This is a genomic window from Jeotgalibaca porci (assembly GCF_011299095.1).
Classification (GTDB): Bacteria; Bacillota; Bacilli; order Lactobacillales; family Aerococcaceae; genus Jeotgalibaca; species Jeotgalibaca porci.
In genome coordinates this window covers 451,110-467,282 of sequence record NZ_CP049889.1, presented here as the reverse complement: position 1 = coordinate 467,282, position 16,173 = coordinate 451,110, and the positions used below count along the sequence as shown (strand labels likewise).

The window sequence follows — 16,173 nt, the reverse complement described above, 5'->3', positions numbered from 1 at the left end:
TATTTAGATATTGCATTTTTTGTAATAAGATGGTATTTTATTACCATTGTAATGACTAATAGAAGCGCGCTCAAACAGGTATTTGCTACTGCAAATGCCTGCTTTGTTAGATTTTAGGACAGAATCGCTACTTTATTAGGTAAAGATTTAAATACGAAGGAGAAATAAATGATGATAGAGAAAGTATATCCAATGACTCTAGAAGGTAAGCAAAAACTAGAAGAAGAATTAGAAGATTTAAAAATTAATAAACGTAAAGAAATCGTAGAACGTATTAAGATTGCGCGTAGTTACGGGGATTTATCAGAAAACTCTGAGTACGAATCTGCTAAAGATGAGCAAGCTTTTGTAGAAGGACGTATTTCTTCTCTTGAAAAAATGATTCGTTTCGCAGAAATCATTGATGACAAAAACGTGGAAGCAGACATCGTATCTTTAGGAAGAACAGTTACCTTTGTAGAATTACCGGATGAAGAAGAAGAATCTTATTCAATCGTTGGTAGTGCAGAAGCAAATCCACTACAAGGCAAAATTTCAAATGACTCGCCAATCGCGAAAGCATTGCTTGGCAAACGTGTAGGCGACGAAGTTTCAATTGCTACTCCAGGTGGCGATATGAAAGTTAAAATCGTAAACGTGACTGTTTTATAATAAACGCAGACCAAATCCATTGATGAGTGATTTGGTCTTTTTCTATGTTATGGTAAAATTTAATTAATATAAAAAGTACGACCTTAGACCGAGACGCCAATCAACCTTTTGAAGCCGTACAGGACTTGTAAATTCAAGTATAATGGAGAAAATGACCAAGATAGGGGGGGAAGCAATTGGGTAAAGGACTTACAAAACTATTTTTAATTATTGAAGGGTTGCTTCTTTTATTAACTGCTTTTCAATTAGTACAAGATTGGGAACTGTTAATATTATTGCTTATTGGGTTAATTATGACTAGAGCTAGTAAGGGAGCATTTGAAAAGCGCACACTCAGACATTGGGTGGGATGGTTTTTTATTATTTTAAGTGTTCTCTCAACCGTTACTATTTGGGTGATGTTGGCGGTAGCTGTGATTTTCTTTGTTATCAATGGCGGTAACATCATGGAAACTTTGAATTTAGGGACATCATTTAATGCGCCTTGGAAGAAGAAGCAGTATTACGGCGTTGAAGTGGTCGAGCCGACTAATCGATCCGGTAAACGACGCAAACAGAAGTGGTTGGGCGATACAACAATCGGCAGTTCTATTTTCGAATGGGATGACATTAACATTTCAGTATTGATGGGCGACACGATTATCGATCTAGGCAACACGTTATTACCCGACGAAGATAACGTCATTTTAATTCGCAAAGGTATTGGACAAACGCGTGTTATCATTCCGATGGGCGTGGGAATATGTCTGCAACATTCGGCAGTCCAAGGGCTGGCACTGTTCGACAATGAGCCTTTTCATTTAACGAATGAATCCATTACGCTGTACAGCAAAAATTATGCAACTGCGACACGTAAAATTAAAATAGTATCAAGCTCATTCTTTGGTGATTTTGAGGTGATTTATTTATGAGAAGTTCGTCTTTCTTAAAAGTATTCTTTGTCACCTTTGTCGTCTTGTCTTTAACAGTTGTGGCGACACTCTTCTCGTTGCGACCTGTTCTAACCTTGGGGGACCTCTGGAAAGTTGAGAACTTCTATGTTCCTGTTCTATTTTTATTGGGGACCATTGTATTTTTTTTAGCACTTTTATTAGCAATCCTTATTTCGTATTCCCTATTTAAAACGGAAAAAAATGTAAGCGGAAGACTTCACCAATTAAACAGTGGTAACTATAATAGTGCTACTCAAGCAATTGATTTGTTTCACGGAGTAGGAATTAGCTCAGAACAGATTGAAGAAGAAGTTGAACAATTACGCAAAAAGTTACTTTCGCTTTCGCGAGAAGTGCAAGAATTAAGTAGTGTTCCACAGATGCTTGGAAATGAATCGAAAGAAGAAATTCTTGAAAATGAGAGACACCGAATCGCCAGAGAATTACATGACTCGGTGAGCCAACAACTCTTTGCGGCGATGATGATGCTCTCCGCTCTGAATGAACAGTCAGCTACTTTACCAGAAAAAACACAAAAATCATTAAAGTTAATCGAGTCTATTATTAATGAATCACAATCAGAGATGCGTGCTTTACTCCTTCACTTAAGACCCGTTAAGTTGGAAGGGAAAACGTTACGTAAAGGGATTGAGCAATTATTAACGGAACTACAGACCAAAGTCCAGATTAATTTAAAATGGGAGATTTCGCCAATCGATACAATCCCCGGTGTGGAAGATCATTTGTTCCGGATTATTCAGGAACTGCTTTCCAATACATTGAGACACGCTAAAGCAAAAACGTTGGAAGTTCACCTTCTGCAAAATGAGCAGGATATCAACTTACGCGTTTTCGATGACGGGGTTGGATTTGATACAAAAGTAAAAAAATCAGGAAATTATGGGCTAATGAATATACGCGAGCGTGTAAGCGGTCTGGGGGGTACGTGTAAAATTATCAGCTTCCCGAAACAGGGAACGATAATCGACATTCGAATCCCGAATACAACGGAAGATTAAGGAGGAAGATGCAATGATAGATGTACTAATAGTGGATGATCACGAAATGGTTCGCCTCGGCTACTCCGCTTACTTATCCATTCAAGATGACATAAACGTCGTTGGAGAAAGTGAAAACGGACAAATTGGGTATGAAATGGCCTTGGATTTAAGACCAGATATTATTCTGATGGATTTAGTTATGGAAGTCATGGACGGCATTGAATCAACCAAAGCCATCTTAAAAGAATGGCCTGAAGCCAAAATAATTATTGTAACCTCCTTTATTGATGACGAGAAAGTGTACCCAGCCCTTGAAGCTGGAGCAGCGGGGTATATGCTCAAGACGTCATCGGCGAATGAGATTGCGAATGCAATTCGTTCGACTTATAAAGGCGAACGAGTATTGGAGCCACAAGTAACCGATAAAATGTTGGAACGTTTGACCCGTAAAATTCCGCATTTCTTACACGAAGATTTAACAGCTCGGGAAATGGAAGTTCTGTTACTAATCGCTGAAGGTTGTTCGAACCAAGAAATTGCTGATCAGCTTTTTATCACTTTAAAGACAGTAAAAACGCATGTTTCAAATATCTTATCGAAATTAGAAGTAGATGATAGAACGCAAGCTACCATTTATGCTTTCAAGCATGACTTAGTAAAATAATACAGTATTTCTAGGTGTTTCACTCAGAATAGCTAATATCAGAACAAACAATTAACACAGAGTTATAATGCTGTGTTATGATGGTATTATCAAAAGCACCTGGAGAGGGGGAGTCGGATAATCACTCCGACGCAAATAATCATGAAAATTATTATTGATGAACGTGCACAAAAATGGTTTGAAGAAGAAATCGGTATTCCAGAAGGTAGCGGGGTTCGTTTCTTGGGGAAAGTGTATGGCAGCAGTCCGTTGCATGAAGGGTTCTCACTGGGTATTATCGTGGACAAACCAAACGATCCTCTTGCGATTACAACACTAAATAATATTCCATACTTCATCGAAAAAAATGATGACTGGTTCTTCAGTGGTCATGACCTAGAAGTTATTATGGATGATAAATTAAATGAACCAGACTATCTCTATCACAAAAGAGAACAGTAGATAAAAACAGAAGGGCCAATTGTTGGTCTTTCTATTTTTTTGTTTAAAAAACGACGACTTAAACGTTATTTTGATTCTGAGTCAGTGTTTTCCAACAAAAGTGCTAACTCAAACTGGAAAATGCATTTGAGTTAGCACTTCAATCAAAATCCCATAATCCGGACAGAGAAAAACCCCCTCGCTACTGAATAAAGATAGCGAGGGGATTTATAGTTTTCGTTATAGTGGCATGATAACTGGAACGATCATTGGGCGACGTTCTGTTTTTTCATACAAGAAAGGTTGAACGGCATCAATAACCGTATCTTTCAAGCGACGTTCGTTTAATTTGTTGTTAGAAGCGAGTGCTTCATTAACGTTTTTCTTGATGATTCCTTGCGCTTCACTGATGAGGTCGCCAGATTCACGCATATAGATAAAACCACGTGAAAGGATATCCGGACCTGCAACCAATTGGCGCGAATTAAAATCAACTGTCATAACAACAACGACTAAACCATCTTGAGAAAGAATACGACGGTCACGTAAAACGATATTACCGATATCACCGATTCCTTTTCCATCTACATACACATCCATTGCAGGAAAATCTCCCGCTGGACGCGCTGTATCGCTGGTAAGAGCAATAATTTCACCGTTATCCAAGATGAAGCAATTTTCACGCGGTACGCCACATAGTTCAGCTAGACCAGCATGAATCTTCAACATTCTGAATTCCCCATGGACAGGCATGAAATATTTAGGCTTCAATAGACGAAGCATCAGTTTCATTTCTTGTTGTCCACCGTGTCCAGAAGTATGAACATTGTTTAAGCGACCATGAATAACATGTGCGCCAGCTTCCAATAGTTGGTTGATTACGCGGTTTACACTCGCTGTATTCCCAGGAATTGGTGAACTTGAGAAAATAACTGTGTCAGATGGTTGAATTGTAATTTGACGGTGCGTACCATTCGAAATACGACTTAAAGCGGCCATTGGCTCACCTTGAGAACCGGTACAAACGATCAATACTTTGTCGGCCGGGTATTGGTTCAATTCGCGGCCATCGATAAAAGTATCATCCGGTGCTGAAATATAACCAAGTTCCCGGGCAGTGCGGAAAGAGTTCTCCATACTACGACCGAAAATAGCAATTTTTCTTCCTGTTTCAATGGCAACCTCAGCTACCTGTTGCAAACGGGAGATGTTTGAAGCGAAAGATGCAAAGATAATCCGTCCTTCAACTTTTTGAATAATGTTGGATAGGGACTGGCCCACAACTTGCTCAGATTTAGTAAACTCAGGAATTTCTGCGTTTGTACTGTCACTTAGAAGCAATAGGACGCCTTCATCACCAAGTTGTGCAAGACGGTGCAAATCAGCAGGACTTCCATCAACGGGCGTGAAATCAAACTTGAAGTCACCGGTAAAAACAATGTTACCAGGTGGTGTCTTCACGACAATTCCGCGTGTATCCGGAATACTGTGAGTGGTACGGAAGAAGCTGACGCTTGTTTTGCGGAACTTAATCACTGTGTCGTCTTTAATTTCATGGAGAACAGCGTCACGTAAGAGGCCGTGTTCTTCCAACTTGTTGCGGATAAGCGCTAAGGCGATTTCGCCCGCATAGATAGGAATATTTAATTCTTTTAGTAGGAAAGGAATACCACCGATGTGGTCTTCGTGTCCGTGAGAAATAAAGAGACCTTTAATCTTGTTTTTGTTCTGTACGAGATAAGAGTAGTCTGGAATAACATAGTCAATTCCTAATAGATCATCTTCGGGGAACATGACGCCAGAATCAAGAATAATAAGTTCGTCTTGATATTGAACGGCGTACATATTTTTACCGATTTCGCCTAAACCCCCTAAGGCAAAAACTCCTACTTCATTATTGCGTATATTTGGTTTCATTGAGGGAACTCCGTAACTTCGAAGTTAGGTTGGTTTTGCTCATACTCTAAATGCTTACCCTCTATAGGTTGGATAAATTCAATATTGTAGGGGGTGTGTTTATCCAAAATTTTTCTTGCTTCAATTTCATTCTCTGCTTCCAAATAAAGCGATAGTGTCGTTTCTCTTGTAGGCACATCGAATTTATTTACTTGGTATGTTGCTTTAAATAACATATTTAATCACTCCTGAAAATTCTTTTAATTCGCATTGAAAAAACAAAATAATTCCATACCGGTTCCATTATTGTATTTTCTATACAATTACTAGTCTCAGTTTACCACAATCAAGACAGGTACGCATAGAAATCTAACTAAATTACTTGAAAACACATTTCAAAATAAAGTAAAATTCCTGTAGACCTTTTGCAAAACTTTGGATACACTAGGGGGATGGATGTAAAAAAATGAACTGGAGGATGGAAAGTGAGCTTAATATGGCGTTATATTAAACGATACCGATTAATTCTGCTCTTGAATGTTGTGGGTTCTTTTGGCTTTATTTTTGTAGAACTTGGCCTGCCGACAATGTTGGCAAAATTAATTGATGGCGCAATCGCTGGTGTAGAGCAATCGTTTATTACAAGGACAATTATTTTGATGTTATTATTTTCTGTTGCCGGGTTGTTAGGGCGGAGTTTGGTTGCATATACAACCAGCCGTTTAACAACAAATATGGTAGCTGAAATGCGAAATGATATGTATAAGAAAATTCAAACCTTCTCCCATGAAGAGTTTGATAAATTAGGTGTTTCATCATTAGTTACGCGCGTAACCAATGATGCTTTTATTTTGATGCAGTTTGGACAAATGGTTTTACGTTTGGGATTAGCTACATTATTGATGATGTTTGCCAGCTTCTATATGATTTTCCAAACAAGTCGCGAGTTATCTGTTATTTTAATACCGGCATTTCCGGCATTATTAATATTTGTTTTAATTATTGGTAAGAAATCCCGTCCCTTGTCTGAAGCGCAACAAGAGAATTTAGATAACATTAACCTGACTTTGCGTGAATCCTTAACCGGATTGCGTGTTGTTAGAGCATTTGTACGTGAGAAATTTCAATCGTCACGTTTTGCCATTGTGAACGAGGCATACAGTACTGTCAGTCGTCGTCTCTTCTATTTAATGGCCTGGACGCAGCCGCTATTTTCTCACATCATTAATTTGATTATTATTGCGATTGTCTTTATGGGAGCGCCGCTAATTGAAAGTGGCGATCTGCAAATAGGGAACATGGTTGCCTATGTGGAATACAGTTTCCACGCGCTTTACTCATTCTTGAACTTTGCTATCGTCTTTATGATGTACCCACGTGCGGCAGTTTCAGCAGCACGTATCCAAGAAGTTTTCGATACCGTAAGCTCGATTTCGCCAAATGAAGCCGGCATTACGGAAACAGAAACACATGGTTACATCACTTTTGAAAATGTTTCATTCTCGTATCCGGACAATAAAGAAACGCCGGTTATCGAAAATGTTAACTTTTCGCTGGAACCAGGGCAGACCATTGCGTTCATAGGAAGTACGGGAAGTGGGAAGTCGACTCTTCTACAATTAATTCCACGCTTCTATGATGTTACCGCAGGTCGCATCATTATTGACGGACATGATGTACGTGATTATAACTTGAAAGCACTCCGTCAAAAAATTGGTTATATCCCTCAGAAATCCTTGCTATTTACCGGAACAATCGCTGAAAACTTGCGTTACGGCAAAGTGAATGCGACTGAATTAGAAATGGAAGAAGCTTCTGATATTTCGCAAGCAAAAGATTTTATTTTGGATAAGACAGAAAAATTTGAAGAGCATCTGTCAGAAGGCGGAAGCAACTTATCTGGTGGACAAAAGCAAAGATTGTCAATCGCACGTGCGGTTGTGCGTCGGCCGGATATTTATATCTTTGACGACAGTTTTTCGGCTTTGGACTATCAAACGGATAAACGCTTGCGCGGTCGTTTGAAAAAAGAAACCGGTCGTTCAACAGTCATTATCGTTGCGCAACGTGTCAGCACAATCCTTCATGCGGATAAGATTATTGTCTTAAATGAAGGGAAAGTTGTAGCAGAAGGAACACACAAAGAACTGCTAAAAACGAGCCAAATTTACTATGATATTGCGGCTTCTCAAATGAGAGAGGAGGAGTTAGCATGAGTGAACCGAAAAAAGTAAGTCAATTGTTTCAATTATGGACTTATATTAGACCTTACAAACTTCATTTCTTCGCAGCTATTTTCTTAACAGTAGTCATGTCGATTTTGAATGTGGCCGAGCCCTATATTTTGGGGTTAGCCATTACTGAAATTGGTAATAATGTGGCGGATATGCTGCGTAACGAGACGAATGCGGGCATTAATTATCCGTTTATCTACCGTATTATGCTGATTTATTTCCTTCGTGCTTTGGTTTATCAAGCTACGATTCTCTTCTCACAACGCTTTATGACTAAAGTGGTTCAGGCTGCGATGCAAGATTTAAGAGCAGATTTAGATGAGAAAATCAACCGTTTACCTGTTTCATTCTTTGATTCACAGTCTTTTGGGGATGTATTGAGTCGGGTAACGAATGACGTAGATGCAGTATCAAATGCTTTACAACAATCACTCCTGCAAATCGTGAATGCGATTCTCGGTATTTTCTTCGCAGTAACGATGCTAGTATTGATCAGTTGGAAATTGGCAATTGTTGCCTTCATTATGATTCCAACTTCATATATTTTATCGAAAAAAATTACCATCATTTCACAGCCGTACTTCTCTGGCCAAGCGAAATACTTGGGGCAATTGAATGGGTTTGTTCAAGAAAATCTTTCAGGCTTCAATGTCATTAAGTTATATGGTAAAGAAGATGATTCTGTAGGTGAATTCGAAACGATCAACAATAACCTTCGTCAAAGCGGATTTAAGGCGGCCTTTATTTCTGGATTGATGTCTCCGTTAACGGCCTTAGTTTCCAACTTGGCGTATATCGCAATGGCTGGATTTGGGATTATGCAAGTTGTTGCCGGCATGTTAACAATCGGTAACGTGCAAGCAGCCGCACAATATGTGTGGCAGATCAACCAACCAATTACGATGATTACACAATTGGCAGGCGTCATTCAGTCTGCTGCTGCGGCAACACAACGTATCTTTGGCTTCATGGCTGAAGAAGAATTGGTTGAAACAGATACACAGTCCATTCCAATGACTATTAAAGGGGATATCTCTTTTGAGGATATTTCATTTAGTTATACAGAAAAAGAACCGCTTATCCGTAATTTTAATGTGGATGTTAAGAGTGGGGAAACTGTTGCCATCGTTGGTCCGACTGGTGCAGGTAAAACGACGATGATTAACTTGCTGATGCGCTTTTACGATGTTGATTCTGGCTCTATTAAATTAGATGGCGTCGATATTCGTTCATACAGCCGTCAGGATTACCGTTCGCAATTTGGGATGGTTCTGCAGGATGCGTGGTTATATCAAGGAACGATTGCGGATAATATTCGCTTTGGTAACTTGGAAGCCACTGATGATGAAGTACGTGCAGCCGCCGAAGCCGCGAACGTTGATCACTTTATTCAAACGTTGAGTGAAGGATATGATACGGTTATTAATCAGGAAGCATCGAACATTTCCTTGGGTCAGAAGCAACTCCTGACGATTGCTCGTACTTTTATTGCCAATCCCAAAGTATTGATTTTGGATGAGGCGACAAGTTCTGTTGATACACGTTTAGAAATGTTGATTCAAAAAGCGATGTCCAAGATTATGGAAGGGCGGACAAGTTTTGTCATTGCCCACCGACTTTCAACGATCCGGGATGCTGATTTGATTCTCGTGATGGATAAGGGGCAAATTATTGAACAGGGCTCACATGATCAACTGATGGAAAAAGCAGGCTTCTATTTTGAATTGTATAACAGTCAGTTCCAAGAAGAAGCAGAGTAGAAAATTATCTAAATAACAAAAGAAGCCAACGCATTTGCGTGGCTTCTTTTGTTATCCAAGAATCTTAACGTCTTCATCAAGCGCCATTGGACTTTCTTGGTTAATGTGATCGTAGAACATCACACCATTCAAGTGGTCGATTTCGTGTTGAAGCACGATTGCAGGGTAACCCTTGAATCGTTTTTTAAACGTTTTTCCCGTCACATCTTGATATGAAAGGGTAATGCGACTGTGTCGAACAACGTAACCTGGAACGTCACGGTCAACTGATAGACAACCTTCGCCATCTTTCAAGCAGATATCTTCTACAGAATGGCTCACTATTCTTGGGTTAACCATTACCTCTTGTAGTTCGGGCGGATCATCTTCGTATTCGCCGGGAATGAGTAATGCAATCATACGCTTTTTAACGGCTAACTGCGGAGCAGCCAAACCAACGCCAGCCCGTAATCCCATTTCTTCAGAAATTTCTGGGTCTTGACTGTTTTCTAGAAATTCCATCATTTCGTTCGCTAGTGTTAGGTCTTCTTCACTAAGTGGAAAAGATAACGGTTCTGCAATTTCCCGCAATGCAGGGTGCCCTTCCCGAACGATATTTTCCATCGTAAGCATCGGAAACATCTCTCCTTTATTGTCTGTATATAGCCTATAACAACTTTGTTATCTGTTATATATTACTACAAAGTTAGAGAAAATGCGAAAAAGATTGTTTGTTGTATATCTAATTAAAAGAGTGTACAATTGTAAAATGATAAAACAATTAAAATCTCTGGGTTGAACCGTTAAAGGTGGAATTAAAATGACAGCAGCTAAAGAATATATCGAAGCAGTTTACCAAAAAGTTGAAAAAAGAGGACCGCACCAAAAAGAATTTTTGCAAGCAGTTCGTGAATTTTTCAATACCATTGAACCTGCTATTGAAAAAAATCCAGAGTATAAAAAATGGAATATTCTGGAACAGATGGCTGAACCGGAACGGATTATTACGTTTAAGGTGCCTTGGATGGATCAAGCGGGCCATATTCATGTAAATAAAGGCTACCGCGTTCAATTTAATTCAGCGAATGGTCCTTACAAAGGCGGATTACGTTTCCATCCTACTGTATCAGAAAGTATCTTGAAATTTTTAGGCTTTGAACAGACATTTAAGAATAGTTTGACTGGACTTCCAATCGGTGGCGGGAAAGGTGGTTCAGATTTTAATCCTAAAGGAAAATCAGATGCGGATATTATGCGCTTCTGCCAGTCCTTTATGACAGAACTCTATCGCCACATTGGTCCGCAGTTGGATGTTCCGGCAGGGGATATCGGTGTGGGTGGTCGTGAAATAGGTTATTTATATGGCCAGTACAAGAGACTTGTGAGCCCTGAGACAGGTGTGTTGACAGGGAAACCCGTTGTTATGAATGGAAGCTTGGGTCGTACTGAAGCAACAGGCTACGGTTTAATTTATTACACAGAAGAAATGCTGCAGAGCAATGGGAAATCGTTTAAAGGTCAGAAAGTAGTCGTATCCGGTAGTGGGAACGTGGCTATTTATACCATTAAGAAAGTACATGAGTACGGAGGTACGGTTATTGCCTGTTCAGATTCTAGTGGTTACATTTATGACGAGAATGGTATTGATAGTGATATGCTGCAAGATATTAAAGAAGTTCGTCGTGAGCGCTTAACTGAATATAACAAAGAAGGAAGTCGTTATATAGAAGGAAGTGTTTGGGATCTGGCAGTTCCGTATGATATCGCGTTGCCTTGTGCCACACAAAATGAAATTGACGGCACTAAAGCGAAACAGCTACTTGAGAATGGCGTCTATTGTGTCAGCGAAGGTGCAAATATGCCAAGTAATATAGAAGCAATTGATTTATATATTGAGAATAACATCCTTTACGGACCAGCTAAAGCAGCTAATGCTGGTGGCGTAGCAACAAGTACTTTAGAAATGGCACAAAATGCGTCTCATGGACATTGGACTTTAGAACAAGTGGATGAGCAGCTAAAACAGATTATGATCAATATTTTCAAATCAGTAGACGAGACTTGCCAAGAATATAATCTGGGTAACAACTATCTAGCAGGGGTTAACATCACATCATTTGTTAAAATAGCGGATGCGATGCTGCATCAAGGAATTGTTTGATTAGATATAGGCAAAATGAGACTGACTTTTATCTCACATTTAGAATAATCAGTAAGGGAGTGGGAATTATTTCCCACTTCTTTTTTATTATATTATTAAAGAAAATAACTAAACAGCAGGAAAAGGGCCGCTTATTCCATTTAAAAACAGATTAGAAAAAATTAATTTTATGTTTGTGAATGTTTTCATAACCCAAATACACTCAGGAAAATGTAACAGTCTTACGAAGTGTTTGTTTATATACTTAAATATAGAGAATGAAAAGTCACGTAACACTCGGGTAATTAGGCTGTTTCAATTGTAAAGTTGGTATTAAGACTATTCTATGAGGTTATTACTAATACAGTTCGTTTGTTATAATATAACAGCCTAGCACAGATGAGCCGCTTTCAGACTTATTAAGTCGTAATAAAACAAGGAGAAAAGAGCAATAAAACGTTCGTTAACAATTGAACAAGTAACGAAAGAGAAGCGCTTCCATTGTTGTTAGGGCAGTTAAAGAACATAAAAAAAGAAATTCAATGCCTTGCATTAAATGGGGGTCAGTGGTAAATTATTGATGTGAGGTAACAAGAATAATACAGTTTTTTGGAACTGTACAAAAAAAGCTCATCAAAATTGATGAAATCTCAAATGTAAAGAGAGGAATGTGTTAGCATGGTTACAAAAAAAGAGAAAATTGATATTGACGCATTACTAAATCCGTCAAACACAGATTTTCGCATGGTTCAAATCTTGGATGAGGAAGGTAATATCGTAAATCCTGATTTAATGCCTGATGTTTCTGATGAAGAACTTGTGCAATTCATGACTGATATGGTTTGGTCAAGAATTCTACATGAACGCTCAACTGCATTAAACCGCCAAGGACGTTTAGGATTCTACGCACCAACTGCTGGACAAGAAGCGAGCCAATTAGGATCTATCGCTGCAATCGAAAAAGAAGACGTATTGCTTCCAGGATATCGTGATGTTCCTCAATTAATCAAACATGGTTTGCCTTTAGCGCAAGCATTCTTGTGGTCAAGAGGACACGCTGATGGAAACTTATACCCTGAAGACTTGAAGGCTTTACCGCCACAAATCATCATCGGTGCTCAATACATTCAAAATGCTGGTGTAGCTTTAGGACTTAAAAAACGTGGTAAGAAAAACGTAGCAATCACTTATACAGGTGATGGTGGTTCTTCACAAGGGGACTTCTACGAAGGTATTAACTTTGCTGGTGCTTACAAAGCTCCTGCACTATTCTTTATCCAAAATAACGGCTGGGCTATTTCGACACCTCGTCACGTTCAAACAGCTGCTGTAACATTGGCTCAAAAAGCTGTTGCTGCTGGAATCCCTGGTATTCAAGTTGACGGTATGGACTTCTTGGCTGTTTATGCTGTAACTAAGAAAGCACGTGAATATGCAGTTGCTGGAAACGGACCTGTTCTTATTGAAACAATCACTTACCGTTTTGGACCACATACACTTTCAGGTGATGACCCAACACGTTACCGTGACAATGATGAATTAGAAGGATGGCAAGCAAAAGACCCTCTAATCCGTATGCGTAAATTCTTGGTTGGAAAAGGTCTATGGACTGAAGAAAAAGAAAACGAAGTAATTGAAGCTGCAAAAGAAGAAATTAAAGAAGCAATCAAGGAAGCTGACAAAGCTCCTAAACAAAAAGTATCTTCATTCTTGAAGAACATGTTCGAAGAACCAACACAAGGTATCAAAGAACAAATTGAAATTTTCGAAGCAAAGGAGAATGAATAGGCATGGCTCAAATGACTATGATCCAAGCGATTACAGATGCGCTTGCAAATGAACTTGAAAGTGATCCAAATGTACTGATTTTTGGTGAAGACGTTGGTAAAAACGGTGGTGTTTTCCGTGCGACTCAAGGTCTACAAGAAAAGTTTGGTGAAGACCGCGTATTCGATACTCCTTTAGCTGAATCAGGTATTGGTGGATTGGCAATCGGTCTTGCACTTGAAGGTTACCGTCCAGTTCCAGAAATCCAATTCTTCGGTTTCGTATTCGAAGTAATGGACTCAATCGTAGCGCAAATGGCTCGTTACCGTTACCGTATGGGTGGTACACGCCAAATGCCTATCGTAGTTCGCTCACCTTTCGGTGGTGGTGTGCATACACCAGAATTGCACTCTGACAACCTAGAAGGTCTAATGGCTCAATCTCCAGGTGTTAAAGTTGTTATTCCATCAAACCCTTATGATGCAAAAGGTCTTATGATTTCTGCTATTCGTGATAACGACCCAGTTATCTACCTAGAGCACATGAAACTTTACCGTTCATTCCGTGACGAAGTTCCAGAAGAGTCATACACTGTTCCTATCGGAAAAGCAGCTATTACTCGCGAAGGTAAAGACGTTTCTGTCATTACTTACGGAGCAATGGTTCGTGAAGCAGTTAAAGCTGCTGAAGATTTAGAAAAAGAAGGAATCTCAGTTGAAGTTGTTGACTTACGTACTGTTTCTCCATTAGACGTGGAAACAATCATCGCATCTGTTGAAAAAACAGGCCGCGTAGTAGTAGTTCAAGAAGCACAACGTCAAGCTGGTGTTGGAGCAATGGTTATGTCAGAAATTTCTGAACGCGCTATTCTTTCACTAGAAGCACCAATCGGGCGTGTAGCTGCTCCTGACACTGTATTCCCGTTTGGTCAGGCAGAAAACGCTTGGTTACCAAATGCTTCTGATATCGAAGCGAAAATTAAAGAAGTATACAACTTCTAATTTATTTTATTGAACAGGATGAATACAGTTTTTCAAAAACTGTATTTTTCCCTGTTTATTAAAACAAAAAGGGATAGAACGAATCGAAGGGATGATATGATAATGGCTTACAAATTCAAATTGCCAGCATTAGGCGAAGGAATCATGGAAGGCGAGATTGCTTCATGGCCAATTAAAGTTGGCGACACAATCAATGAAGATGATACGCTAGTTGAAATCCAAAACGACAAATCTGTGGAAGAAATTCCATCACCAGTAACAGGTACGGTTACAAAAATCGTAGTTGCAGAAGGTGAAGTTGCAGTAATCGGAGATGTATTAGTAGAAATCGACGTACCTGGTTATGAAGATACTGAAGAAGCAGCACCTGCAGCGGAAGCAGCTCCTGCTCCAGCGGCAACAGAAGCGCCAGCAGCACCAGCTACAGGCGGCGGAGTCTTCCAATTCAAATTACCAGCACTTGGTGAAGGAATCATGGAAGGTGAAGTTGCATCTTGGCCAGTTAAAGAAGGCGACACAATCAACGAAGATGATACATTGGTAGAAATCCAAAACGACAAATCTGTAGAAGAGATTCCATCTCCTGTTACAGGTACAATCGTACGTATTGTTGTTCCTGAAGGTAATGTTGCAGTAATCGGAGATGTATTGGTAGAAATCGATGCACCTGGTCACAACAATGCAGCTTCATCTGCACCAGCTGAAGAAGCGACACCAACAGCAGCACCAGTATCACAAGATGCTCCAGCTAGCGTTCCAACAGCAGCAGATCCAAACAAACGTATTCTAGCTATGCCATCTGTACGTCAATATGCACGTGAAAAAGGCGTAGATATTACACAAGTAGCACCAACAGGAAAAGGTGGACGTGTTGTTAAAGCAGATATTGATAACTTCGGTTCTCAAGCACCTGTAGCACAAGCTCCAGCAGCTCAAGAAGCAACTTCAGCAGTTACTTCTGCACCAGCAGCAGCTAAAGAAGCGGCACCAGCACAACCATATACTTCAAATGTTGCTGAAAGTGAAACACGTGAGAAAATGACTCCAATGAGAAAAGCAATTGCGAAAGCAATGGTTAACTCTAAACATACTGCTCCGCATGTAACACACCATGACGAAGTAGAAGTTTCTAAACTATGGGATCACCGTAAGAAATTCAAAGACGTTGCTGCAGACCGTGGTACGAAATTGACTTTCTTGCCTTACGTAGTAAAAGCTTTGACTGCTACATTACGCGAGTTCCCGATTTTGAATTCATCAATTGATGATGCTACAAATGAAATTGTTTATAAAAACTACTTTAATATCGGTATCGCAACTGATACAGATGCAGGCCTATACGTTCCAAACGTAAAAGATACTGACTCTAAAGGTATGTTCCAAATTGCTGACGAAATCAATGAATTAGCTGCAAAAGCTCATGATGGCAAATTGGCAGCTGCTGAAATGAGAAACGGTTCAATCACAATCAGTAACGTAGGTTCTGTAGGTGGCGGTTGGTTCACACCAGTTATCAACCATCCTGAAGTTGCTATCTTAGGAATTGGTACAATTGCTCAACAACCAATCGTGAATGCAGAAGGCGAACTTGCTGTAGGACGCGTATTGAAACTTTCATTGAGTTATGACCACCGTGCTATCGATGGCGCAACAGCTCAAAAAGCGTTGAACAACATCAAACGTTTGTTGGCTGATCCAGAATTACTATTGATGGAAGGATGATTTTAG

14 protein-coding genes are annotated in these 16,173 nt (G+C 39.7%); 11 read left to right on the top strand and 3 right to left on the bottom strand.

Features of this window, described 5'->3' with window-relative positions; translation table 11 throughout:
• Positions 1-171: 171 nt before the first annotated feature.
• The 5 genes from greA to G7058_RS02415 all read left to right on the top strand — a co-directional run bounded on the left by greA (position 172) and on the right by G7058_RS02415 (position 3,689).
• Entirely contained in the window at positions 172-651 is a 480-nt protein-coding gene (greA, locus tag G7058_RS02435; RefSeq protein ID WP_166062052.1) for a transcription elongation factor GreA, read from the top strand.
• A 176-nt stretch (positions 652-827) separates the two neighbouring features.
• Positions 828-1,562 (top strand): cell wall-active antibiotics response protein LiaF, encoded by a 735-nt coding sequence (liaF, locus tag G7058_RS02430; RefSeq protein WP_166062051.1) that lies wholly within the window; start codon positions 828-830, stop codon positions 1,560-1,562.
• Positions 1,559-2,602, top strand: a complete 1,044-nt coding sequence (locus G7058_RS02425; RefSeq protein ID WP_166062050.1) for a sensor histidine kinase — start codon at positions 1,559-1,561, stop codon at positions 2,600-2,602. Before liaF ends, G7058_RS02425 begins: the two co-directional genes overlap by 4 nt.
• 13 nt (positions 2,603-2,615) lie before the next feature.
• A complete protein-coding gene (locus G7058_RS02420; protein WP_166062049.1) occupies positions 2,616-3,248 on the top strand; it encodes a response regulator transcription factor in 633 nt (210 codons plus the stop codon).
• A 141-nt stretch (positions 3,249-3,389) separates the two neighbouring features.
• Positions 3,390-3,689 carry a HesB/YadR/YfhF family protein gene (locus tag G7058_RS02415; protein WP_166062048.1) on the top strand — a complete coding sequence of 100 codons (300 nt, stop codon included), beginning with the start codon at positions 3,390-3,392 and terminating at the stop codon, positions 3,687-3,689.
• A 219-nt stretch (positions 3,690-3,908) separates the two neighbouring features.
• Here G7058_RS02415 and rnjA read toward each other — a convergent pair whose 3' ends face one another.
• Together rnjA and G7058_RS02405 are read right to left on the bottom strand one after the other, a co-directional pair.
• Positions 3,909-5,585, bottom strand: coding sequence for a ribonuclease J1 (rnjA, locus tag G7058_RS02410; protein ID WP_166062047.1), 1,677 nt, complete (start codon positions 5,583-5,585; stop codon positions 3,909-3,911).
• Complete coding sequence (locus tag G7058_RS02405; protein ID WP_166062046.1) at positions 5,582-5,800, bottom strand: DNA-dependent RNA polymerase subunit epsilon; 219 nt, start codon at positions 5,798-5,800, stop codon at positions 5,582-5,584. Before G7058_RS02405 ends, rnjA begins: the two co-directional genes overlap by 4 nt.
• Positions 5,801-6,049: 249 nt before the next feature.
• Between G7058_RS02405 and G7058_RS02400 the strand changes: the two genes are divergently transcribed.
• Together G7058_RS02400 and G7058_RS02395 are read left to right on the top strand one after the other, a co-directional pair.
• Positions 6,050-7,780, top strand: a complete 1,731-nt coding sequence (locus tag G7058_RS02400; RefSeq protein ID WP_166062045.1) for an ABC transporter ATP-binding protein — start codon at positions 6,050-6,052, stop codon at positions 7,778-7,780.
• Positions 7,777-9,558, top strand: a complete 1,782-nt coding sequence (locus G7058_RS02395) for an ABC transporter ATP-binding protein (protein ID WP_166062044.1) — start codon at positions 7,777-7,779, stop codon at positions 9,556-9,558. The genes G7058_RS02400 and G7058_RS02395 overlap by 4 nt, the downstream gene beginning before the upstream one ends.
• A gap of 51 nt (positions 9,559-9,609) precedes the next feature.
• Here the strand turns inward: G7058_RS02395 and def are convergent, their stop codons facing one another.
• The gene (def, locus tag G7058_RS02390) at positions 9,610-10,170 is read right to left on the bottom strand and encodes a peptide deformylase (RefSeq protein ID WP_166062043.1); all 561 of its coding nucleotides are present in this window, start codon (positions 10,168-10,170) and stop codon (positions 9,610-9,612) included.
• Positions 10,171-10,357: 187 nt separating this feature from the next.
• Here def and gdhA point away from each other — a divergent pair, with 187 nt between their 5' ends.
• From gdhA to G7058_RS02370, 4 genes are all read left to right on the top strand, one after another.
• Complete coding sequence (gene gdhA, locus G7058_RS02385; RefSeq protein WP_166062042.1) at positions 10,358-11,698, top strand: NADP-specific glutamate dehydrogenase; 1,341 nt, start codon at positions 10,358-10,360, stop codon at positions 11,696-11,698.
• Positions 11,699-12,355: 657 nt separating this feature from the next.
• Positions 12,356-13,465, top strand: a complete 1,110-nt coding sequence (pdhA, locus tag G7058_RS02380) for a pyruvate dehydrogenase (acetyl-transferring) E1 component subunit alpha (RefSeq protein WP_166062041.1) — start codon at positions 12,356-12,358, stop codon at positions 13,463-13,465.
• 2 nt (positions 13,466-13,467) lie between these two features.
• Positions 13,468-14,445 (top strand): alpha-ketoacid dehydrogenase subunit beta, encoded by a 978-nt coding sequence (locus G7058_RS02375; RefSeq protein ID WP_166062040.1) that lies wholly within the window; start codon positions 13,468-13,470, stop codon positions 14,443-14,445.
• A gap of 102 nt (positions 14,446-14,547) precedes the next feature.
• Positions 14,548-16,167: a dihydrolipoyllysine-residue acetyltransferase gene (locus G7058_RS02370; protein WP_166062039.1), complete on the top strand. Its 1,620-nt coding sequence runs from the start codon at positions 14,548-14,550 to the stop codon at positions 16,165-16,167.
• Positions 16,168-16,173 lie beyond the last annotated feature (6 nt).

Coding starts and splice junctions, on each gene's coding strand:
- rnjA (WP_166062047.1), bottom strand. CDS start 5,585: ATGAAACCAAATATACGCAATAATGAAGTAGGAGTTTTTGCCTTAGGG.
- pdhA (WP_166062041.1), top strand. CDS start 12,356: ATGGTTACAAAAAAAGAGAAAATTGATATTGACGCATTACTAAATCCG.
- G7058_RS02405 (WP_166062046.1), bottom strand. CDS start 5,800: ATGTTATTTAAAGCAACATACCAAGTAAATAAATTCGATGTGCCTACA.
- def (WP_166062043.1), bottom strand. CDS start 10,170: ATGCTTACGATGGAAAATATCGTTCGGGAAGGGCACCCTGCATTGCGG.
- G7058_RS02395 (WP_166062044.1), top strand. CDS start 7,777: ATGAGTGAACCGAAAAAAGTAAGTCAATTGTTTCAATTATGGACTTAT.
- gdhA (WP_166062042.1), top strand. CDS start 10,358: ATGACAGCAGCTAAAGAATATATCGAAGCAGTTTACCAAAAAGTTGAA.
- G7058_RS02425 (WP_166062050.1), top strand. CDS start 1,559: ATGAGAAGTTCGTCTTTCTTAAAAGTATTCTTTGTCACCTTTGTCGTC.
- G7058_RS02420 (WP_166062049.1), top strand. CDS start 2,616: ATGATAGATGTACTAATAGTGGATGATCACGAAATGGTTCGCCTCGGC.
- G7058_RS02415 (WP_166062048.1), top strand. CDS start 3,390: ATGAAAATTATTATTGATGAACGTGCACAAAAATGGTTTGAAGAAGAA.
- G7058_RS02375 (WP_166062040.1), top strand. CDS start 13,468: ATGGCTCAAATGACTATGATCCAAGCGATTACAGATGCGCTTGCAAAT.
- G7058_RS02370 (WP_166062039.1), top strand. CDS start 14,548: ATGGCTTACAAATTCAAATTGCCAGCATTAGGCGAAGGAATCATGGAA.
- greA (WP_166062052.1), top strand. CDS start 172: ATGATAGAGAAAGTATATCCAATGACTCTAGAAGGTAAGCAAAAACTA.